Genomic DNA, 21,850 nt, shown 5'->3' with positions numbered 1-21,850 from the left:
GAGCTGGAGCAGTTCAACCCCGAACTACTGGACAAGAAGCGCCTGCTGGCCATCACCAAGTCCGACATGATTGACGAGGAGCTGGAGGCTGAAATTCGCCAGACGCTTCCGGCCGAGGTGCCCGCCATCTTCATTTCCAGCCTTACGAATAAGAACATCACGCAGTTGAAGGATATGATTTGGAAGGCATTGCACGATTAAGTTATAGTTGGCTAGGGTGACGTAACCAGCCTTTACGCATACCATCATTCCATAGTCCTCGAGCATAGGTCTCAGAAGATTTAGCGTAAATATTACTGCCTCTTGCTATTTCACCACGGCGTTCAGCATTAGCATACGCTTCGATAACGCGTTCTTGATTGTTACGACCAATACGGTCTGCTAGCGCTATCATAAATGCTCTTTGGCTCATGTGAATGTAATTTTGCGTGAAAAGTAAATTCCTTGGGAAAGCGAAAGTAAAGGAAAAATTAGTCTCGCTTCCTCGTGCCACTATGGCAGCCCGCGCCCCTTTGGCAAGTGAATTGCGCCCGCAGCTTGACTAACCGGCTAACCCCGTGAAAAACCCCTTCCGACGAATATTTTCGCAAATGGCTAACGAGAACAACCTGCCCCAGGACGACAACCTGACCGCCGACCCCAACCACGTAGCTGGCGAAATGGCCGATGCCGACGGCGAAACCACTGACACCGCCGCCGCCGCAGAGGCTTCCGCATCGGCTGCTCCGAAAGCCGAAGGCTCCCGCACCGATGCCGAGTTGGCCGACCTCAAAGACAAGTACCTGCGCCTGGCTGCCGAGTTTGAGAACTACAAGCGTCGCACCACTAAGGAGCGCATCGAACTGTTTAAAACCGCCAACCAGGAGCTGATGACGGCCCTGCTGCCCGTGCTCGACGATTTCGAGCGCGCCCGCAACGCCACCGCCAGCACCACCGATGCCAACGCTGTGCGCGAAAGCATCGAAATTATTCAGAGCAAGCTGAACAAAACGCTGCAGCAAAAGGGTTTGACCGCCATGGAAGCCAAGGGCGGCGACTTCGATGCCGAACTGCACGAGGCCATCACCCAGATTCCCGCGCCGAGCGACGACCTGAAAGGGAAAATTGTGGACGTGGTGGAGCAGGGCTACTATTTGGGTGATAAGGTGATTCGCCATGCTAAAGTGGTGCTTGGGCAGTAATTTTAGGGTTTGGATTTAGAACAATAAATAAAGACGGTCATGCTGAGCGAAGTCGAAGCATCTCTACCGCGAGAGTAACTGATTACTTCCTCGGTAGAGATGCTTCGACTTCGCTCAGCATGACTGGCAGAATAACACCACGCAGATGGCTACGAAGCGCGATTATTACGAGGTATTAGGCATTACCAAAACGGCGGAAGGCGACGTTATCAAGTCGGCTTATCGCAAGATGGCCATCAAGTACCACCCCGATAAAAACCCCGACGACCCGACCGCCGAGGACAAATTCAAGGAAGCCGCCGAGGCTTATGAAGTTCTCAGCAACGCTGACAAGCGGGCGCGCTACGACCGGTACGGCCATCAGGGCATGGGCGGCGGTGGCGGCGGTGCCCAGAACATGGAGGACATCTTCTCGCAGTTCGGCGATATTTTCGGCGGGGGCGGGGGCTTCGAGGGCTTCTTCGGGGGCGGGCGCCAGGGCGGCGGCCGGCGCCAGAAGAAAGGCTCGAACCTGCGCATCAAGCTGAAGCTCGATTTGGAGGAAATCGCCAACGGCGTCGAGAAGAAAATCAAGGTGAAGCGCTACGTGGCCTGCTCGCCGTGCAGCGGCACCGGGGCCAAAAACGGCACTGACCTCAAAACCTGCCCCACCTGCCAGGGCCAGGGCCAGACCAAGCGCGTGGTGAACACCATGCTCGGCCAGATGGTGAGCAGCAGCACCTGCCCCACCTGCAACGGCGAGGGCAAAACCATTGTGACGACCTGCGACGTGTGCAAAGGCGAAGGCCGTCAGCTGCACGAGGAGGTGATTCCCATCAACATCCCCGCCGGCGTGGCCAACGACATGCAGCTGAGCATGAACGGCAAGGGCAACTTCCCCGAGCGCGGCGGCGTGCCGGGCGACCTGCTCATTCAGATTGAGGAGGAGCCGCACGAATTCCTGAAGCGCGACGGCAACAACATCATGTTCGAGCAGTACATCTCGTTCGTGGATGCGGCCCTAGGTGCGAGCCTGGAAGTGCCCACCATCGAAGGCAAGGTGAAAATCAAGGTCGACCCCGGCACCCAGCCAGGCAAAATCCTGCGCCTGCGCGGCAAAGGCATCAAGGACCTGAACGGCTACGGCCGTGGCGACCAGCTGATTCATCTGAATGTGTGGACGCCCAAAAACGTGAGCAACCAGGAGCGCGAGTTGCTGGAGAAGCTGCGCGACTCGGACAACTTCACGCCGCACCCCGGCAAGAACGAGAAGGGCTTCTTCGAGAAAGTGAAGGAGTATTTCGCATAATTCGTGATTGAATAGTTTTGCAAAGCCCCGTCTGGCCCTTGGTCAGGCGGGGCTTTTTGCATTTAGCATGACAGGCAATTGTGGTTATTGCGGAAATTTTTATTGGCGGTTGTAATGCTACGCCTTAACCGGCGATTCACTCCCTGAAAAACTCTTACCCCCGCATGGCCTCCGCCACCCCGTCTGCTGATTTTGTTGCCGCGCTGCATGAGTATCAGCCGCTGCTGCGGCGCGTGGCCCGGCTGTATTGCCAGGATGCGGATGACCGCCAGGACTTGTTCCAGGAAATGGTGCTGCAATTGTGGCGGGCGTGGCCGCGCTATGTGCCCCAGCCGGGCGCGAAGCTCAGCACCTGGCTCTACCGCATTGCGCTGAACGTGGCCATCTCGAACCTGCGCCAGCGCACCCGCCGCCCGGCCCCGAGCGAGTTGGATGCCGAGGCGCTGGCCGTAGCCCAGGCCCCGGAAACGGGCTTCGACGCCGACGACCGCGCCCAGCTCTACCGGGCCATTGGACGTCTGTCGGAGGTCGATAAGGCCTTTATTCTGCTTTACCTAGAAGACCGGCCCTATGAGGAAATGGCCGACATTCTCGGCATTACCCAAAACAATGTGCGCGTGAAAATGCACCGCGTGCAGGAAAAACTTCGCTCTATTTTAGTCCCCGCCGCCTGATGGAACTCGATGACCTTCGTGCAAGCTGGAAGCAGCCTGCGCCCACTGATGGGCCGGCCGTGCTCAATGAGGCGGCCCTGACGCAGCTGCTGGCCCGGGCCTCGGCAAGCCCGGTGGCCAAGATGCGCCGCAATGCCTGGCTGGAAATCGGGTTTGTGGGGGTGTGCCTGGCGGTTTGCATTGGGGTAGCCGCCTCAACCCAGGACAGCTTTTACCTGGCTGCGGTGGCGTGGCTGGGGCTCATTTGCGTGCTCAGTGGTTTTTATTACCGGCGCAAGCTGGCCCTGTTGCGCAGCCTGGGCGAAGTGGCGGGCCAGGCCGTGCGCGAGCACATGGGGCAGCAATTGCACAGCTTGCGCAGCCTGGTGCAACTGTATTACCGGGCCACGATGTGGTCGGTGCCGGCCTCGCTCACGGTGAGCCTGCTGTTTGTGGGCGGGCGCATGGTGCAGCGGTTTGCCGAGCCCAAGCTGGTGACCGGGCTGGGCCTGCTGGGCGTGGTGTATGGTATGCTGGGGGTTTTTATTTATTACGGGATGCGCCGGGCCACCCAATGGTACCTCCAGCGTCTTTATGGCCAGCACCTCGACCGCCTCGAAGCCAGCCTGCGCGAGTTGGGCGACGAGCCCGAGCCTGCCACTGCCCGCTAAAACCTTCGGCCCCATTCATCTGCCTTATTCACCGTTTGGGAACGGTTTGCGGCCGCTTAGCTCCCGGCTTCTGGCAAGTAAGGGAGGCACTCAATACATTTGCCCAACTCCATTCTTCTACATTTAACCCACCAACCAACCCTTCTTTCTGTGAAACCAATACTGGAAGCCATCGGCGTGCGCAAGGCCTACGCCAACCACGTCGCCCTCGACGGCGTGAGCCTGGAAATACCGGAGGGCAGCATCTTCGGCCTGCTCGGGCCCAACGGGGCGGGCAAAACCTCGCTCATCCGCATCATCACCCAGATTACGGGGGCTGATGAGGGTGAAATTCGCTTTCGCGGCGAGCGGCTGAATCCGAGCCACATTGCCCAAATCGGTTACCTGCCCGAGGAGCGTGGCCTCTACAAGAAGATGAAAGTGGGCGAGCAGCTGCTCTACCTAGCCCAGCTGCGCGGCCTGAGCCGGGCCGATGCCACGGCCCGCATTAAGCAGTGGCTGAACCGCTTCGAGATAAAGGAGTGGGCCGGCAAAAACGTGGAAGACCTCAGTAAGGGCATGCAGCAGAAGGTGCAGTTCATTGCCACGGTGCTGCACGACCCCAAGCTGATTATTCTGGACGAGCCGTTCTCGGGCTTCGACCCGATTAATGCCAACCTGATTAAGGACGAGATTCTGGAGCTGCGGAACCAGGGCGCGACCATCATTTTCTCGACGCACCGCATGGAATCGGTGGAGGAGATGTGTGACAACATTGCCCTCATCAACCGCTCGCGCAAGGTGCTGGACGGGCCCATTGGCGTGATTCGCGACCAGTTCAAGACCAATACCTACGAGGTGGAGGGCCGGGGCAAGCTCATTCTGGTGCACCCCGATTTTGAAGTGGTGGAGCAGAAGGAGCGCGAAAACGGCCACTTCTACGCCCGCGTGCAGCTGCACGATGGCGTGCGGCCGAACGATTTGCTGCGCTACCTTATCGGCACAGTGGAAGTGGAAGCCTTCCGCGAGAAAATCCCGAGCATCAACGAGATTTTCATCCGGCGCGTGCGCGAAACCATGCCCGAAACCCTCCTCGAAACCGCTAACGCGCTGCTTTAATCTGTCATCATGGCCTCCAAATTCCTCCTCATTGCCCAACGCGAATACCTGAGCCGCGTGCGCAAAAAAGCCTTTATCGTGCTCACCCTGGCCGTGCCGCTGCTGCTGGCGGGGTTCGGCTTCATCATCGCCAAAATGGCGAGCTCCGACAACGACACCACCGACGTGATAGAAGTGCGCGACGACTCCGGCCTGGGCGTGGCCAGCCGCCTCGTGAGTACCCCGCAGCTGCGCTTCGAAACCACCACCGGCACGCTGGCCGATGCCAAAAAAGGCTTCCAGAAAGCCAAGCACGACGGCCTGGTGTACCTGCCCGCCGGCCTCGACGTGGAGAAGCCCGTGGGCGTGCAGTTTTTTGGCAAAGGCAACATCAGCCTGAAAAAGCAGTCGGCCGTGGAATCGGCGCTCAATAAGGCCTTTTCGGACTTGAAAATGCAGAAGTCCGGCCTCACCCAGGACCAGCTCGACCGCCTGCGCTCGAAGGTGGATTTGCAGGCCGTGAGTCTCGATGAAACCGGCAAAGAGGCTAATAGCAACGCGCTGGCCACCTCGGGCATGTCCTACGCGCTGGCGCTGGCCATTTATATGTTCATCTTCATCTACGGCGTGCAGATTATGCGCGGGGTGGGGGAGGAGAAGTCGAGCCGCATCATGGAAGTAATGCTGTCGTCGGTGAAGCCGTTTGATTTGATGATGGGCAAAATTGTGGGCATCGCGGCGGTGGGCCTCACGCAGTTTCTGCTGTGGGGCGTGCTCTCGTTCGGCGTGAGCTCGGTGGTAATGCCTTTGCTGACGGGCAAGGAAAAGCCCAAGACGGAAGTTGCCGCCGGCACCTCGGCTGCTGGGGCTACGGCAGTTGTCGTTGCCGACGACGAGCCCCGCTCGGCCACCCAGCGCTTCGACCAGGGCACCCAACAAGGGGCAACCCAGGCCAACCCGGCCGGCCGTTTCAGCTTCTTCAACACCCTGGCCGAGCTGCCGCTGGGCACCATCCTGTTCGGCTTCATCATCTACTTCCTGGGTGGCTACCTGCTGTACGGGGCGCTGTTCGGGGCCGTGGGCGCGGCCGTAGACGACCAGACCGATACCCAGCAGTTCATGTTTCCCATCACGATGCCGCTTATTCTGAGCTACATCGTGGGCGTGTCCGTCATCCTGCGCAATCCCGACGGGCCGGTGGCCTTCTGGATGTCGATGTTCCCGTTGACCTCGCCCATTGCCATGGTCATCCGCCTGCCGTTTGGCGTGCCGATGTGGCAGCTGGCGCTGTCCATTTTCCTGCTCATTCTCGGCTTTCTGGGCACGGTGTGGGTGGCGGCCCGTATCTACCGCGTGGGCATTCTGATGTACGGCAAGAAAGTGACGTATAAGGAGCTGGGCAAATGGATGTTTTATAAGGGCTAGCCGGCCCGGCAATTGGCTACAACTTCGCAAATGACTTTTGCGCTTACAAAACAGGCTTGCGATATGCTGCAAACCGATTTTGTGAGTGCAAAAGTCATTTGCAGTATGCTGCAAACCTGTTTTGCACGCGCAAAAAGCATTTGCATTGCTCCACAAACGACTTTTGTGTGTGCAAAAGGCGTTTGTGGAGCACTAATCAGCTCCCGAAGGCCAAACCCACTCCTTACCTGCTGATTTATGCCCCGTTTCCTGCGTTTCCGCTTCTTATTGCTGCTTTTGCCGCTGCTGGCCTTCACCGCCGACCGGCCCGCCTACCGCCTCTTCAGCGCCGCCGGCCTGCCCGCCGACTACGACCAGATGCTCCAGGAACTGGCCCAGGCCGACGTGGTGCTCTTCGGCGAGCAGCACAACGATGCCCTCGCCCACTGGCTGGAGCTGCAAGTTGCCAAGGACCTCCAGAAGCTGAAAAAGCCCGGCCAACTGGTAGTAGGCATGGAAATGTTTGAGCGCGACGTGCAGCCGCTGGTGGCCCAATATGCCGCCGGCACCCTGGCCGATACGGCATTCGAGCGCCAAGCCCGCCCGTGGCCCAACTACGCCACCGACTACCGCCCGCTGCTACTCTTCGCCCGCGAAAACCACCTGCCCGTCATCGGCACCAACGCCCCGCGTCCCTTCGCCAAAACCGTGGCCCAACGCAGCCTCACCGCCCTCGACAAGCTGCCCGCCAACGACCGCGCCCTGCTCGCCCCGCTGCCGCTGAAAGTAGACTACGACCTGCCCGGCTATAAAAACATGGCCGCTATGTTCGGCGGCAGCGGCCAGGCACACGGCGGCGGTGCCCAGAACATCATCCAGGCCCAGGCCCTGAAGGATGCCACCATGGCCCACTTCATCCAGGCCAGCCTCGCCCCCGGCCAAACCATGCTGCACCTCAACGGCAGCTACCACTCCGACCACCACGACGGCATCGGGGCCTGGCTGCACCAGTACGCGCCCAAGCTGCGCGTGAAAACCATCAGCGTAGTGACCCAGGAGCAGCTGCAGACCCTAGAAAAAGAGCAGGTGAACGTGGCCGATTATGTGGTGGTGGTGCCGGCTGATGCTGCGAAAACGTATTGATTAAGCTGCTAGGTGGCTATAAATAATGAACTTGATATATTTGCTTCAATCCAAACGAAAAAGCTCATGCCCGACACCGACTCCCAAAAGCGCGCCCTATTCCACCAGGTAGCCGAGACGCTGAAGCAGCAAGGCTTCACCATTGCCAAGGAAGACCCCACGCGCCCGTGGGGCGGGTTTTTCGTAATTGACGAAGCCCAGGCCCAGAAGTTCGCCAACACCTATTTCGACGGCCTTCTGGTGGATAGCCTACGGATTTCGGGCCGGCTGAGCCCGAAGATTCTGGTGGTGGCCCCGCACCAGCGTCTGAGTTGGCAATACCACCACCGCCGCGCCGAAATCTGGCAAGTGGTGCAGGGGCCTGTGGGCGTGGCCACCAGCGAAACCGACGAGCAGGGCGAAGTAAAAAGCCTGCAAGTGGGCGAGCGCATCATCCTACGTCAGGGGGAGCGCCACCGCCTCGTGGGCCTGAAAGACTGGGGCATCCTGGCCGAAATCTGGCAGCATACCGACGCGGATAACCCTTCGGATGAGGATGACATTGTGCGCGTGCAGGACGATTTTGGCCGTTAGGTTTTTGCGGGAGTAGCCGGAACACAATAGCCTGGAACGTCATGCTGAGCGCAGCCGAAGCATCTCTACCGAGGAAGTAATTACTCTCGCGGTAGAGATGCTTCGGCTGCGCTCAGCATGACGTTCTTTTTTATCCAGCCTCCTCTATTCGGCCTCCTCGCTGGGCTTCACCTTCTTCATGGCCTCGGCCAGCGACTGCTGGAGCTTGGCACCGGAGTCGGCCGGGGCTTTCTCGCTGATGTTGTACTGCTTTTGCAGCCGCTCCCATTCCTCAATGGCAATGAAAACGCCGGTGATTTTGCCTTTGTCGTCGGAGAGATATTTAACGTCCATGCGTGGTGGGGTTAGCGTGAGTGAATGGCGTTGAAGGTAAGCCCGGTTCGGGCTTACTCGCCGGGATGGTACGTTTTTTCGGTGTGGGCCTTCACGTCTTCGGGATAAAATCGCACCTCCTTGAAGCGGCCGTTGCAGTATAAATCGGCCTGGTCGGTGAAGTGCGGCGTGCCGGGCCGGCTGGTCTGCCCACCCGTGACCACGGAGCGCGCCACGATGCGCGGCCCAAACTCCACCACGGCCACGAAGCTGTTGCCCACGTTGCCGTAGCGCTTTTTAGTGCCGGGATAGGCCCGCGCTCCGAAAGCCGCCAGTGAGCCCCAAGCCGACGACGTGAAGGCCACCGGCCGACTGGGCTGCTGGTCGTCGTACTTCTCCTCAATGCGGCCGGTGAGGCGCTGGTAACGGTTCACATCGCCCCAGGGCATCTTCCAGGTGCCGAAGTCTCGGGTTAGGTCGTCGAGCGTTTCGGTGAGAGTAGCTACTTTTTCTGTGGGCGTGGTATTGGCCAGCGCGAAGCGGGTGAAGCTGATGTAGTCGAGCTGGGGCTGGGCGGCGGGCACGCGGGCGCGGGCCTTGGACAGCAGTCGCTCGGCCCAATAGATGGCCACGGTTTGGGCCACGGAGGTTTGGCTGTAGCCGTGGTTCCAGGCACGGAGCACTTCCACGGCTTCGCCCACCGCAGGCGCGGCAGCTTTTTCGGCTGAGGTAGGCTGGTAGGCAGCCAGCAGGGGCGGCAGCATGTCGTCGAAGGCGGTCAGGTGCGGGTCGTCGGCCGCCGCAATCAGGGTGTCGAGGGTGAATACGGCTTTGCGGCTGAGCACGCGCACGGCGTTGAGGCCCCGATAGTTTTCGGCATCGGGGGCCAGGTATTTGGGGTATTTGGCCGGGACCGGGCTGCTCGGGCCGGCCACGGTGTAGGGCGTGGAATTACAATTCTGAATGAAACCGCTGGCCGGGTTATGCACCTGCACCAACTCGCTCACCGGGTGGAAGCCCTGCCACTCGGTGGCCGGGTTGCTGCCATCCACGGGCTGGCTCCAGTCGAATTTCGGGTCGCGTTTCGGCATAAAATTGCCATGCCAGTAGGCGATGCTGCCCTTGGTGTCGGCAAAAACGGTGTTGTTGGTCGCGTTGCCGTTCAGCTTCATCACCTGCTGAAAGCTGGCGTAGTCGGTAGCCTTGGTGCGCAGGTACGACTGTTGCAGCGCGGCCAGCGGCGCGTTCATCATGCGCACCGCCACCCATTGCTGGTCGGTTTTCTGGCCCACGATGGGGCCGTGGTGCGTGCGGTAGATGGTGAAGGTTTTGCGCAGGATTTTATCGCCCGATTTGTAGGGCAACGACACTTTCTGCGCCGTCACGGCGCGCAGCTTGCCACCATATTTATAAAAGAAGTTACCGCCTTTTTCTTCGATGGTTTCGAGATACTCATCCATCGAATCAGCTTGGCTGGAAGTATGCATCCAGCCGCAATGCTCATTAAAGCCCTGATAGATAAAAAACTGTCCCCACGTCACGGCTCCGTAGGCATTCAGGCCCTGCTGGCTCACCATCTGTACCTCGGAGCGGAAGTAGAACGAGGTGTGCGGGTTGATGAGCAGCAGCGCGTGGCCGCTGGCGCTTTTGGCGGGTGCAATGGCAAAGCCGTTGGAGCCCACCGGCTCACGGTCGGCCCGGCCGAAATCGGTATCAATCCATGAGCTTGACTTTTTCTGGCTGTAAAACGCCTTCAGTCGCTCAATACTCACCACGCTGATGTTGCCCCCAATGCTGCCCTCGCTGAACATAAGCGGCATCCAGGGCTGGAAGCGGCGCAGTAGCCGGGGCTGCACGGTGGGGTGGGTGGCCAAGTAATAATTAGTGCCGGCGGCGAAGGCGTCGAGCAGCTTCTTCATGTCGGCCGGGCACTTCTGGTAGATGGCTAGGGCCTGCGTGCTGTCCATAAACAGGCGGGCACGCAGGTCGTGGTACAGCGCGGCTTCGCCATCCACCTCGGCCTGTCGGCCTATCGCATCGAGGTAATTGGCCTCCACGCGGTCAAAATCATCTTCGCACTGGGTGTATAGCAGGCCGAAAACCGCGTCGGCATCCGTCTTACCGTAGATGTGCGGCACGCCATACGTGTCACGCGTGATGCTCACCTGCCGGGCCTGTTCCTGCCAACGCGCCAGTTCGGCGGGGCTGAATTTCTGGGCCTGAGCCGCCAGCCCAGTAAGAATCAACAGCAGCGAAAGAAGTAAACGCATCGGGCCGGGAATAGGTGAAACAGTCGGCGCGAAAGTAAACGAAAAAGCCCCGGCCGGTAGGCCAGGGCTTTGTTCTGAAAGCAGTAGTAAGGGCTACGCCGAGAACGACGAGCCGCAGCCGCAGGTGCTCTTGGCCTGGGGGTTGTTGAAAACGAAGCCACGGGCGTTGAGGCCGTCCTGGAAGTCAACTTCCATGCCCAGCACGTACATGGCGTGCTTTTTATCCATGATGAGCTTCAGGCCGTCGAGGTCGTAGGTTTCGTCGGCATCCTTGGCTTTGTCGAAGCCGAGCAGGTAACTCATGCCCGAGCAGCCGCCGCCCTGCACACCAATGCGCAGGCCGTAATCGGCCGGGACGTTCTTCTCCTGGATGATGTTTTTCACCTCCACTACGGCGCGGTCGGTGAGGGTAATGGGGGCGAGGGTGGCAACAGCAGCCATAATGATAAGACGATGTTAGGAACAGGTGGACAACAAAGATACAGCGGCAACCGGAGTAGCCCGCCGTAGCAAGTCGGATAGGAAACAGCAGTTGGGGCCCGGCGGTTCACGGCGTAAGTTTGCGGCCCCGTGCGGCATGCAAATGGGGGCGTCACAAGCCACGCGCACAGTTTTTACCTAGAGCTTCGTTTATTGATTCGCCGGCCCTAAAGCCGGCCTAATGTTATGGATTCGACTACTTATTTCTACGAGCTGCTCAAGATTATTCTGCCCGCCATCATCGTGGCTGCGGCCATTTATCTGCTGTTTAAGCAATTTCTGGAAAAGGAGCAGCAGCGCCGCCTGATTGAGCTGCGCCTCGAAAGCAACAAAACCACGCTGCCCCTGCGCCTGCAGGCCTACGAGCGCATCGTGCTGTTTCTGGAGCGCATCTCGCCCAACAACATCCTCGTGCGCCTGAGCAGCGCCGGCTCCACCGCGCCCGAGTTTCACCGCCTGCTCCAGCAGGAAATCCGGGCCGAGTACGAGCACAACCTGTCCCAGCAGGTCTACATCTCGGCTGATGCTTGGACGCTGGTCAAAGAAGCCAAAGAAAACGTGCTCACGATGGTCAACCGCGCTTTCCACGGCATGCAGAACCCGGCGCAGTCACGCGGCACCGAACTGGCCAAGCGTATCCTCGAAGGCCTGATGATGGACGGTGCCGAGCCCACCGCTCAGGCACTGGCCGTGGTGAAGAACGAGGCGTCCGGGCTGTTTTAACGCCTGTCATTGCGAGTGGAGCACAGCGGAACGCGGCAATCCGTCCTGTCAAAACCTTTTACCAGAAAGCCCCGACACTTTGCAGTATCGGGGCTTTCTATTGTTGAAAAAAGGACTTTGTCACATCTCGGGGTTGGTCGCATCAAGAGGACGGATTGCCGTGCTTCGCTCGCAATGACAATCGGACCCTACGCCGTCACGCTCACCGCCTCAATGGCGTTGCGGTAGCACTCCTCATAAAGCGGCACAATATTCTCCACGGCAAACTCCTCAGCCCGGGCGCGGGCAGCGGCTTTGAAGCGTGGCAGGTTCTCGTCATCCAGCACGTAGAGGGCATTTTTCACCATGTCAGCCACGTCGCCGATGTCGCTAATCATGCCCGTTACGCCGTGCACGTTCAGCTCGGGAATGCCGCCGGCATTGGTGCTCACTACGGGCACTTCGCAGGCCATGGCTTCGAGGGCGGCGAGGCCGAAACTCTCGTTTTCTGAAGGCATCAGGAACAGGTCGCCCACACTCAGTACTTCTTCTACGGCTTCGAGCTTGCCCAGGAAGCGCAGGTCGCGGTGTACATCAAGGTCGCGGGCCAGTTTTTCCATGCGGTTGCGGTCGGGGCCGTCGCCTACGAGCAGCAGCTTGGCCGGGATTTTCTCCCGCACGCCCACAAAAATTCGCAGCACGTCTTCCACCCGCTTCACGGTGCGGAAGTTGCTGGTGTGTATCAAAAGTTTCTCGCCTTCAGGTGCGATGGCGGCCCGGAAATGGCTTTTCTCCTGCTTCTTGAAACGGTGCAAGTCGATGAAGTTCGGAATGACCATGATGTCCTTCTCGATGGCGAAATACTCGTAAGTTTCGCGCCGCAAATCGGCCGACACCGACGTTACGCCGTCGCTTTGGTTGATGCTGAAGGTCACCACCGGTTCAAAGCTGGCATCCTTGCCCACGAGGGTAATATCGGTGCCGTGCAGCGTGGTCACCACCGGAATCTGGATGCCACGCGAGCGCAGAATCTGCTTGGCCATGTAGGCTGCCGAGGCGTGCGGAATGGCGTAGTGAACGTGCAGCACATCAAGCTTTTCGTTCTGCACAATGTCGACCATCTTGCTGGTCAGCGCCAGTTCATAAGGTGGAAACTGAAACAGTGGATACGCCGGCACATATACCTCGTGATAGAAGAGGTTTTCGTTGAAAAAGTCGAGCCGCACCGGCTGGCTATAGGTGATAAAATGCACGCGGTGGCCGCGCTGGGCCAGGGCTTTGCCCAGTTCCGTGGCTACCACGCCGGAGCCGCCAAAGGTGGGATAACAAACGATGCCGATGTTCATAGAAAATGCTGTTGCGCTTAGCGAACCAGAAAAGCGGCGCATTGTTGCGCCAGCGGCCGGGTGTGCTGGTTGACGGACGAAGCGTAGTTTTACTTACTACGACTACGCTGTACGAGAGAATAGCGGCATTCGTACCATCCGTACCAACAGATATTCCTGTTAGTCGCAACTGTCTTAAAATGTTGCACAAAAGTGTGCATACAGCAGAGCTGCGAAAAGGGATGTGTGGTTTATGACAAATAGTTTGCAGGTATTCAGCTTCACCAAAACCTTACGATGCTCCTGCAATACTGCATGAATTATTCTCGAACGCTCAGGTCATTCAGTAGCGAATAAACCAATGGTTTGGCCTCAGCAACAGCCTGATGTATGGCCAAACTCACACACCTTGGCGGCCTGCTGGCGGCCGGAGCCCTCTTGCTGCCGCCCGGCCGGGCCGCCGCTCAAATTGGGGCCGAAGCTCAGGGCGGCAAGCTCACCACCTGGGTCGCCTTCGGGCTCGACAAGGAGCTTTCGGAGCGCTGGGCTTCAGTGACGGACATTGGCTTTGGGCGGCACAGCGACCCCACCGGCGACCTGAACCCGGTGAAGCGGCAGGGTCTTTTCGTGCTGACGCAGGATTTCATTTACCGGCTGAGCCCGCACTGGCGCACGGCCATCTCGGTCGGCTATTGGCGGCGCAATTCCTATCAGGAAGACGCGCCTTACGAGGCCAGTCAGCCCAACGAATACCGCAATGAGCTGCGGCCATTTCAGAAACTCTACTACGATGTGAAGTTTGGCAAGGTGCTCTTCACCAATACGCTACGGGCCGACTACCGGTTTTATTTCACGCCTGCCTTCGAACGCTGGCCCACACCGTTCGAGTTTCGGGCCCGCGAGATGGTAAACGCCAAAATCCCGCTCGATGCGGACCATCGCCACTGGGTTATTCTCAACGATGAAGTGCTGACGGCTTCCGATGACTACAGCGCCGGTACTGCCGAAAAAATGGGGCACCAATGGAGCCCCTACAAACTCACCGAAAACCGCGCCTCCATCTACTACCGCCGCAGTTTTCCTGAGCACCAGCTCGACTGGGACATTGGCATCATGTACCAGTATTGGCGCGAAACCCAACAGTCGGCGTTCAATACGAGCTACAATCTGATGATGGATTTCATTATTAAATAGGCCATTACCTTAACGGGGCCATGACTGCAAAGTCATGGCCCCGTTAAGGTATTTACAGGTCAGAAAACCTTATTTCTGCGAGGCTGTGGCTGGCAGCTTCTTCGTGTTTTCCGCTGCCATCGCCTTATAGATAACCTCCTGAATGCGCGTGCGGATGTTGTACTGACGCAGCTTGTTATTGCCGGCATCGGGGTATACGCGGTTGGATAGGAAGATGTAGAGAATGTTGTTATCCGGGTCCATCCACACGCAAGTGCCCGTGAAGCCGGTGTGGCCGAAGGTGCTGGCCGGCGAAAGGTTGCTGGTGGGGCCTTCGGGCTTGCTGGGGTCGCCGTGGTCCCAGCCCAGACCGCGCCGGCTGCCGGCAGTTTGAGGCCGTGCAAACTCTGTCACCACCGGCGACTGGAAGTAATGGGTGCCGCCGTAGTTGCCGTTTTGCAGGTTCATCTGCATCAGGACGGCCAGGTCGTTGGCGGTAGCGAAGAGGCCGGCGTGGCCGCCCACGCCGCCCACGAGAGCGGCCGTCTGGTCGTGCACCGTGCCTTGCAATTGCTCGCGGCGGTAGTAAGTGTCGTTTTCGGTGGGCGCGATGCAGCTTTTGGGGAAGCGTTGCAAGGGGTTGTACGTCATACTACCTAGCCCCAGCGGACGGTAAAAATTATCCTCCAGAAAATTCTCAATCGGCTGCTTGAGAATTTTTTCGCACACGCGCTTCATCACGATGAAGCTCAGGTCCGAATATTCCGTGGGGTATCGATTCTTGATTTTCGGAAGCAGGCTGGAGCGCATCGTCCAGGCCCAGACGGAATCGTCGGCGGCTTTGGTGCTGTATTCGCCGGGCGCTACTTCGTTGGGAAAATCGTCGGAGCGGGCGCTGGCGTAGAATGCGGACTTGAACTGGCCATCGCGCAGGGTGCGCTCCCACGTTGGGATGCCCGGCTTGAGGCCGGCCTGGTGCAGCAGCACGTCGCGCACGGTCATTTCGCGCTTGTTGGTGCGGGCCAACTCGGGCAGGTAGGTAGACACTTTCTCCTCGATATTCAGCTTGCCCTGGTCCTTGAGGTACATCACGGCTTGCAACGTACCGGCTACTTTGGTGACTGAAGCCAGGTCATATAATGTGCTGCTGGTCACGGGCTGCGACTGGTCGTAAGTGCAGTAACCGTAGCTCTGGTCAAATACCACGGTGCCGTTTTTGGCCACTAAAACCTGGCAGCCGGGAGCGGCGGCGTAGGTCTGGCTTTCAAGTGCAATGTTGTCAATCTGGGCAAGCACTCGCGAACTCAGGCCTTGGCTTTCGGGCACGGCGTAGCGCAGGCGGTGCAGGTCGGCGGTGGCAATGCCGAGGTTGGTTTTAAGCGTGGGCGATACCGTAACGGGCAATTTGCCCCGCCCCGGCAGCGCACCAAACAGCACCTGCGGCACCACCAATTGCGCCGCGTAATGGTCTTCATAGCCGCAAACCAACGTGCGGGCACCTTCCAGAAACTTCAGCGAATAGGCGTTGCCCATTGCTACCACCACCGTTTTGATGCGCTTATTGGCCTCCAGTTGCTTGATGAATTTCAGCGCCCCGTCGCCAATGCCATAGTTATGGCTGGGCGTGTTGTTCATGGCGTGCAGGCTCACTACCAACACATTATACCCTTGCAGGCGACTGCTGATGCGGGCAAACGTGCTGTCAGGCGCGTAGCGGTCGGGAACGGCGTACACTGGGCCGGGCTGGTACTTATTGAAAATGGTAGCATACGGCCCCTCCGCCTGCGTGCCGATGGTGATGGCCGCAATCCGCAACGTATCGAGCCGCTGGAAGGGGAGGAGTTGGTCGTCGTTTTTGGCGATGGTAACCGCGTGCTCGAAAATGCTCTGCGATAATACTTTCGAAGCCGGCAGATTCAGGCTGTCGCGCAGGGTGCGCAGGTTCACGGGCTGATAGTGATTCAGGCCAGCCCAGTATTTAGCCCGCAGAATTTTCTTGACGCGGAAGTCCAAATCAACCTGCGTGAGCTTGCCAGCGGCCACCGCCTCGCGGATGCGTAGCAGGGCCGATGGCACATCTTCCGAAAACAGCAGCACATCGTTGCCGGCGGCCAGGGCCAGGGCATCCAGCTCACCGTCTTTGTAGAGCTTGCTCACACTCTTCATGTTGAGCGCATCGGTGAAAACCAGGCCTTTAAAGCCCATCTTGTCCTTCAGCAAATCCGTTACCAGGGCGTGCGAAAGGGTGGTGGTTTTGGCATCCGTCGTATCAAACAGTGGCATGTAGAGGTGGGCCACAATCACGCCCATCACGCCGGCCTCAAACGACTGCTGAAACGGCACCAAATCCACTTTCGTCAGACGGGCCATGTCGGTATTAATTACCGGCAGCGAAACGTGTGAGTCGGTATCGGTATCGCCGTGGCCGGGGAAGTGCTTGGCCACCGCCATCACGTTGTTATCCTGCAAGCCCTTGATATACTGGATACCCAGCGTGGCCACCCGGTTCTGGTCCTCGCCAAACGAGCGGTTACCGATGACGGGGTTGCCGGGGTTGGAGTTCACGTCGAGCACCGGCGCGAAGTCGATGTGCACGCCCAGCGCCCGCATTTTGCGGGCAATGTCACGGCCCATCTGGTAGACGTATTTGGGGTCGTCCATGGCCCCCAGCGTCATCTGCTTGGCGAAGTGAGCCGAGGAATCGAGGCGCATGTCGAGGCCCCATTCGGCGTCCATGGCGATGAGCAGCGGCACTTTGGCGGCGGCTTGCAAGCGGTTGGCCATCAGAGCCTGGCGCTTGGGGCCGCCCTGCATAAACATCACGCCACCAATGCCTTGATTGCGTACCAAGCGCTCGATGCGCTCGACGTGGCTGCGGTCTTTATTGGAATACGCGGCCACCATGAACAGCTGGCCCAGACGCTGGTCGGGGGTGAGGGCGTTAAATACGCTGTCGACCCAGGCCGTCTCCACCGGGCCGGAAGGCAGCGGGTCGGCGGGCATTTTTTTTACTTCGGCAAACGACAGCAACAGTCCCGCCGCCAACAGCAGGGCTGCCATGGTAAGCTGGAAAGGGATGCGCATCAGCCCCGTAGGGTTGGTGGGTTGATTCAAGGGGCAAACGGGCCGCGGGGGCCGTACTTTTGTCGTGAGTAACAACGGAACCCGCCGGCCGGGTTTGGAGGTTCCAAACCTGACCGGCTCCGGTGCGAAACTCAACGGTGCGAGCCGTAAAATTTTGCACTGGAACTCCGCTATTTAGCCGCAAAGGTACGCAACAAACCCCCGCGCGGGTTCACAACGCGGCCATTTTATGGTTATTGTTGGGCACGTTTCCGCTTGTTTACGTGCTGATTAGCTCTTTTCGTTTCTTCGGCGCGCGCCTTCGTCCGCGCTAATGCTTATGCCTGATATCATTCACCTGCTTCCCGAATACCTCGCCAATCAAATTGCGGCCGGCGAGGTGGTGCAGCGCCCCGCCTCGGTGGTGAAGGAGCTGCTGGAAAATGCCGTCGATGCCGGTGCCACTCAAGTGCAACTCATTGTGAAAGAGGCCGGCAAGCAGTTGGTGCAGGTGGTGGACAACGGCGCGGGAATGAGTCCTACCGACGCCCGTATGAGCCTGGAGCGCCATGCCACCAGCAAAATCCGCTCGACTGAAGATTTATTCAAAATCCGCACCCTTGGCTTCCGGGGCGAGGCGCTGGCCAGCATCGCGGCCGTGGCGCAGGTCGAAATCCGAACCAAGCAGCCCGAACAGGATACCGGCACTTTGATTCTGGTTGAGGGTTCGCAAATCACCAGCCAGCAACCCACGGCCTGCCCGGATGGTACCAGCATCGCCGTTAAAAACCTGTTTTTTAACGTGCCTGCCCGGCGCAACTTTCTCAAGAGCAATGCCGTGGAGATGCGGCACATTCTGGATGAGTTTCAGCACGTGGCGCTGGCCAATCCGCAAATTGCGTTTTCGCTGTATCAGAATGAGCTGGAAGTTTTTGGCCTGCCGGCCGGCAAGCTGAGCCAGCGCATTGTGGCGCTGTTGGGCAACGGCTACAAGGAGCAGCTGGCGGCCTGCGAGGAGGTGACGCATTCCATTTCGGTGCGCGGCTTCGTGGGTAAGCCGGAGTCGAGTAAGAAAAGCCGGGGCGACCAGTTTTTCTTCGTGAATAACCGGTTTATCCGTTCGGCCTACCTCAACCACGCCGTGCTGGCGGCTTACGAAGGCCTGCTGGCCCGCGACACGCACCCGTTCTACGTGCTGTTTCTGGAGCTTGACCCCAAGGCCATCGACATCAACGTGCACCCGACCAAGACGGAAATCAAGTTTGAGGACGAGAAAACCGTATATGCCGTAGTGCGCGCCGCCGTGAAGCAGAGCCTGGGCCTGCACAACATCGCGCCCTCACTGGACTTCGATGGTGACGTAAATTTCGCGCCCATCCGCCCGCTACGGGCCGGCAAAGGCACAGGCGGCATCCCTACCGAAGCCGACGACCACCTGCCCGCCGCTACCCCACTAGCCCGCGCCGCCAGCTCCGACGGCTACCGCCCCGACGACATGGGTGGCCCTGCCGCCCGTACCTCCAGCCACTCCGGCTTCTCCAGTTTCAACCCCGAAACCCGCCGCGACGGCTTCGAGCGCCAAGTGCCGCCGCGCCCCACCGAGCAGGCCCGCCGCGAGCTCGAAGCCTTCTACCGCGAGCTGGGCCAGCCCGTGCGCGACAACGCGAGCATCGATGCCGTCACCGTTCGCAGCTTTGAAACGCCCGCGCCAACGGTGCCGGGAGAAACGTTTGCTGCTGGTTTTCCTGTGCGAGATGTTGTCGCGAATAGCCCGGCCGAGCTTTTATTGGGTCTGAATTTGCCCGAAGTGCCAGCCAGCCGGACTGCACCGGCCCGCGATGGCAGCGGCGCAGGCAGCCGCGCCGTGCAGGTGCAGCAGCGCTTCGTGCTGGTGCCGGTGAAGTCGGGCGTGCTGCTGATTGACCAAGAGGCGGCCCGCGAGCGCATTCTCTACGAGCAGTACCGGCAGGAGCTGGGCCGGGCCGTGGGCACGTCGCAAACGCTGCTGTTTCCGCGCACGGTCACGTTTTCGCCGGCAGACTTCGCCGTGCTGCGCGAGCTTACCGAGCCGCTGCACGCGCTGGGCTTCATCTTTAACGAGTTCGGGCCGAGCACCATTGCCGTGGAAGCCATTCCGGCCGGGATGCCCGCGCAGGACGAAAAGGAGCTGCTGGAAAGCCTCATCGAGCAGTTCCGGACCACGGCGGGTCCGCTCAAGCTCGACCAGAGCGAGAGCCTGGCCCGCGCCCTAGCCCGCCGCGTAGCCGCCGGCACGGCCGCCACCCGTCTGCCCGAATCCGAGCTCAATGCGCTGGCCGACCGCCTCTTCGCCTGCCAAACCCCCGGCTACACCCCCGACGGCCGCAAAACCCTCGTACTCCTCGATGGCCAGCAGCTGGCCGACTTCTTCCGTAAATAAGGCTCAGCCGCGAAGCTCTCGCGGTACCTACTTTCGCTGCATGTTCAATCTCACTCCCACGGTTCGCAATTTGTTGATTGCGAACGTTCTGTTTCTCGTTGCCCAGCAAAGCCTGTTGCCGCTCATCACCCAGGTCGGCAGCCTGTATCCCATCGGCTCGCCGTACTTTTTTCCCTGGCAGTTCTTTACCTACATGTTCCTGCACGCCGGCTGGGGGCACCTCATTTCCAATATGTTCGGTCTGATTTCCTTCGGGCCGCTGCTGGAGCAGCGCTGGGGCGCGTCGCGCTTTCTCACCTTCTGGCTGATTTGCGGCGTGGGTGCCGGCCTGCTCTACGAAGGCGTGCGTGGCTACGAAATGCACAAGATGGAAGTGGCGCGGCAGGAGTTTCACCAGTCGCCCACCGGCGGGGATTTTGCCAATTTCTTTCGTTCCTATTTCCCCGATGCCACCGGCTACGAAAGCCTGGCCGGTGCGCTGGAGCGCAACCCGCAAAACGCTGAGTACATCAATGCTGCCACCCGCGCCGTGGACGGCGCTGTTATCGAAACCCGTGACTCGCCCAATGGCGGGATGCTGGGCGCGTCGGGCGCACTGTTCGGCATCCTCTTCGCCTTCGCCTATCTGTTTCCGAATACGGAATTGATGTTGCTCTTCTTTCCGTTTCCCATCAAAGCGAAGTATTTTGTGTTCCTGTACGCCGTGTATGAGTTGTACGCGGGCGTGCATCGCACCCCCGGCGACAATGTGGCCCACTTTGCTCACCTCGGCGGCCTGCTGATTGGCTTCATCGTCCTCAAATTCTGGGAGCGCGGCCGGGAACGGTTTTATTAAGGATTGGTTGTTAAAATAACCGGGCCGCGCAGGCGGCGAATCCGTTTAATTCGTAGCATCAGTTTACTTCCCGATACGTGCCATGAGCATCGTTCAAGACATCCGCACCGCCTTCAGCCAACGCGACAATGCCCTCATGCAGCTCATTATGCTCAATGTGCTGGTGTTTGCGGGCCTGATTGTGGTGCAGGCCGTGATGACTATCACCAGCAGTAGCGGGTATTTCCCGCTGCTGCTACGCCAGTTTGAGCTGTCGTCGGCGCTGCCGGAATTCATTCGCCACCCCTGGACCGTCCTCACCTACGCCTTCACGCACACCACCTACCAGAAAAGCTTCTTCGACGGCCTGCTGCACATCCTGTTTAACATGCTGAACCTGTACTGGTTCGGGCAGCTCATCCGCGAATACCTCGGCAACCGCCGGCTCGTGAGCATCTACATTCTAGGGGCGCTGGCGGGCGCGGCCTTCTTCCTGCTCAGCTTCAACCTGATTCCTGCTTTCCAGCCCGGCCTGGGCAGCCCCATGAACGGCGCGTCGGCGGCAGTTTCGGCCATTATCGTAGCGGCGGCCACGCTGCTGCCCGACTACACGTTCATGGTCATCCTCATCGGCCCGGTAAAAATTAAGTGGATTGCGGCCGTGGTGATTCTGCTATCGCTCGCGGGCCTTAGTGGTGGCAACCCGGGCGGCATGATGGCCCACCTGGGCGGGGCCTTGCTGGGCTTCGTATTTATCAAGCAACTGCAAAACGGCCGTGATTTGGGCCGGCCGGTGCAGGCCATCGGCAACTGGTTCAGCAACCTCACCAGCCCGCGCCCGGCCATGCGCGTGAGCAGCACCACGCGCCGCCCCGAGCCCGTAGCGGCTTCCTCCATGAGTGGCAGCAAGAAGCCCGCCGCCCCTGGCCAGCCTTTGCAGGACGAAATCGACAGCATTCTGGACAAGATTTCGCGCTCTGGCTACGAGAGCCTTTCCAAGGAAGAGAAACAGAAACTCTTCCGCGCCAGCCAGCAGTAACCGGCGCAGTTTACGCGCTGTGCAGCCAGGCTTTGGCTAATTCTACGTCCTGAAACAGCCGTATTTCGAATTGGTGACCCACCCGCGTGACCATTTCAGCCGCCGAGGCCTGGCCAAAAATGCCGGGTGAGACAATGTGCGCGAAACGTTTCAGGCCCAGCACCATCACCTGCGGCATCCAGTTCTCCGCAATCCAGTCGTTGGCCGAACTCCATGAGCCGATGACTTCGCGGTTATCATTTAGCATGTGGGCGCACCGGTTT

18 protein-coding genes and 2 pseudogenes are annotated in these 21,850 nt (G+C 59.4%); 14 read left to right on the top strand and 6 right to left on the bottom strand.

The features are described from left to right. The 9 genes and pseudogenes from AAFH49_RS19780 to AAFH49_RS19740 form a co-directional block, all read left to right on the top strand. Positions 1-201: pseudogene (locus AAFH49_RS19780) on the top strand (GTPase ObgE); the annotation flags it as partial. 389 nt (positions 202-590) lie between these two features. Beyond that, positions 591-1,181, top strand: coding sequence for a nucleotide exchange factor GrpE (locus tag AAFH49_RS19775; protein ID WP_342300906.1), 591 nt, complete (start codon positions 591-593; stop codon positions 1,179-1,181). 145 nt (positions 1,182-1,326) lie between these two features. Next, positions 1,327-2,469, top strand: coding sequence for a molecular chaperone DnaJ (gene dnaJ / locus AAFH49_RS19770; RefSeq protein ID WP_342300904.1), 1,143 nt, complete (start codon positions 1,327-1,329; stop codon positions 2,467-2,469). A 164-nt stretch (positions 2,470-2,633) separates the two neighbouring features. Beyond that, the gene (locus tag AAFH49_RS19765; RefSeq protein ID WP_342300902.1) at positions 2,634-3,143 is read left to right on the top strand and encodes an RNA polymerase sigma factor; all 510 of its coding nucleotides are present in this window, start codon (positions 2,634-2,636) and stop codon (positions 3,141-3,143) included. Then, complete coding sequence (locus tag AAFH49_RS19760) at positions 3,143-3,793, top strand: hypothetical protein (RefSeq protein WP_342300900.1); 651 nt, start codon at positions 3,143-3,145, stop codon at positions 3,791-3,793. The genes AAFH49_RS19765 and AAFH49_RS19760 overlap by 1 nt, the downstream gene beginning before the upstream one ends. A 150-nt stretch (positions 3,794-3,943) precedes the next feature. Next, positions 3,944-4,891 carry an ABC transporter ATP-binding protein gene (locus AAFH49_RS19755; RefSeq protein WP_342300898.1) on the top strand — a complete coding sequence of 316 codons (948 nt, stop codon included), beginning with the start codon at positions 3,944-3,946 and terminating at the stop codon, positions 4,889-4,891. A gap of 9 nt (positions 4,892-4,900) precedes the next feature. Further along, the gene (locus tag AAFH49_RS19750) at positions 4,901-6,295 is read left to right on the top strand and encodes an ABC transporter permease (RefSeq protein WP_342300897.1); all 1,395 of its coding nucleotides are present in this window, start codon (positions 4,901-4,903) and stop codon (positions 6,293-6,295) included. 237 nt (positions 6,296-6,532) lie between these two features. Next, positions 6,533-7,417, top strand: a complete 885-nt coding sequence (locus tag AAFH49_RS19745) for a ChaN family lipoprotein (RefSeq protein WP_342300895.1) — start codon at positions 6,533-6,535, stop codon at positions 7,415-7,417. A 66-nt stretch (positions 7,418-7,483) separates the two neighbouring features. Continuing rightward, a complete protein-coding gene (locus AAFH49_RS19740; protein ID WP_342300893.1) occupies positions 7,484-7,990 on the top strand; it encodes a cupin domain-containing protein in 507 nt (168 codons plus the stop codon). Positions 7,991-8,134: 144 nt separating this feature from the next. On the opposite strand, the gene AAFH49_RS19735 is transcribed toward AAFH49_RS19740, so the two are convergent. From AAFH49_RS19735 to AAFH49_RS19725, 3 genes are all read right to left on the bottom strand, one after another. After that, a complete protein-coding gene (locus tag AAFH49_RS19735; protein ID WP_342300892.1) occupies positions 8,135-8,323 on the bottom strand; it encodes a hypothetical protein in 189 nt (62 codons plus the stop codon). Positions 8,324-8,376: 53 nt separating this feature from the next. Further along, on the bottom strand, positions 8,377-10,572 hold the full coding sequence (locus AAFH49_RS19730) for a penicillin acylase family protein (RefSeq protein WP_342300890.1): 2,196 nt from the start codon (positions 10,570-10,572) through the stop codon (positions 8,377-8,379). A 93-nt stretch (positions 10,573-10,665) separates the two neighbouring features. Then, the gene (locus tag AAFH49_RS19725; RefSeq protein ID WP_168675019.1) at positions 10,666-11,013 is read right to left on the bottom strand and encodes a HesB/IscA family protein; all 348 of its coding nucleotides are present in this window, start codon (positions 11,011-11,013) and stop codon (positions 10,666-10,668) included. A 225-nt stretch (positions 11,014-11,238) separates the two neighbouring features. Between AAFH49_RS19725 and AAFH49_RS19720 the strand changes: the two genes are divergently transcribed. Continuing rightward, positions 11,239-11,775 (top strand): DUF7935 family protein, encoded by a 537-nt coding sequence (locus tag AAFH49_RS19720; RefSeq protein ID WP_342300889.1) that lies wholly within the window; start codon positions 11,239-11,241, stop codon positions 11,773-11,775. Between the two features lie 188 nt (positions 11,776-11,963). On the opposite strand, the gene bshA is transcribed toward AAFH49_RS19720, so the two are convergent. Next, entirely contained in the window at positions 11,964-13,100 is a 1,137-nt protein-coding gene (gene bshA / locus AAFH49_RS19715) for an N-acetyl-alpha-D-glucosaminyl L-malate synthase BshA (protein ID WP_342300887.1), read from the bottom strand. 369 nt (positions 13,101-13,469) lie between these two features. On the opposite strand from bshA, the gene AAFH49_RS19710 reads away from it, so the two are divergent. Beyond that, positions 13,470-14,273, top strand: coding sequence for a DUF2490 domain-containing protein (locus AAFH49_RS19710; protein WP_342300885.1), 804 nt, complete (start codon positions 13,470-13,472; stop codon positions 14,271-14,273). 69 nt (positions 14,274-14,342) lie between these two features. Here the strand turns inward: AAFH49_RS19710 and AAFH49_RS19705 are convergent, their stop codons facing one another. Further along, complete coding sequence (locus AAFH49_RS19705; RefSeq protein WP_342300884.1) at positions 14,343-17,366, bottom strand: serine hydrolase domain-containing protein; 3,024 nt, start codon at positions 17,364-17,366, stop codon at positions 14,343-14,345. Positions 17,367-17,655: 289 nt separating this feature from the next. Here AAFH49_RS19705 and mutL point away from each other — a divergent pair, with 289 nt between their 5' ends. The 3 genes from mutL (at position 17,656) to AAFH49_RS19690 (ending at position 21,587) form a co-directional block, all read left to right on the top strand. After that, complete coding sequence (gene mutL, locus AAFH49_RS19700) at positions 17,656-19,734, top strand: DNA mismatch repair endonuclease MutL (protein WP_342300883.1); 2,079 nt, start codon at positions 17,656-17,658, stop codon at positions 19,732-19,734. 40 nt (positions 19,735-19,774) lie between these two features. Further along, positions 19,775-20,569, top strand: a complete 795-nt coding sequence (locus AAFH49_RS19695; RefSeq protein WP_342300881.1) for a rhomboid family intramembrane serine protease — start codon at positions 19,775-19,777, stop codon at positions 20,567-20,569. Positions 20,570-20,651: 82 nt separating this feature from the next. Further along, a complete protein-coding gene (locus AAFH49_RS19690; RefSeq protein ID WP_342300879.1) occupies positions 20,652-21,587 on the top strand; it encodes a rhomboid family intramembrane serine protease in 936 nt (311 codons plus the stop codon). Positions 21,588-21,597: 10 nt separating this feature from the next. Here AAFH49_RS19690 and AAFH49_RS19685 read toward each other — a convergent pair. Beyond that, positions 21,598-21,850 (bottom strand): annotated as a pseudogene (locus tag AAFH49_RS19685) (hypothetical protein); the annotation flags it as partial.

Origin of the sequence: Hymenobacter segetis (genome assembly GCF_038448715.1) — a bacterium.
In the GTDB taxonomy this organism is placed as follows: domain Bacteria; phylum Bacteroidota; class Bacteroidia; order Cytophagales; family Hymenobacteraceae; genus Hymenobacter; species Hymenobacter segetis.
The sequence above is the reverse complement of the archived record's forward strand: the minus strand, read 5'-3'. Positions and strand labels throughout refer to the sequence as shown.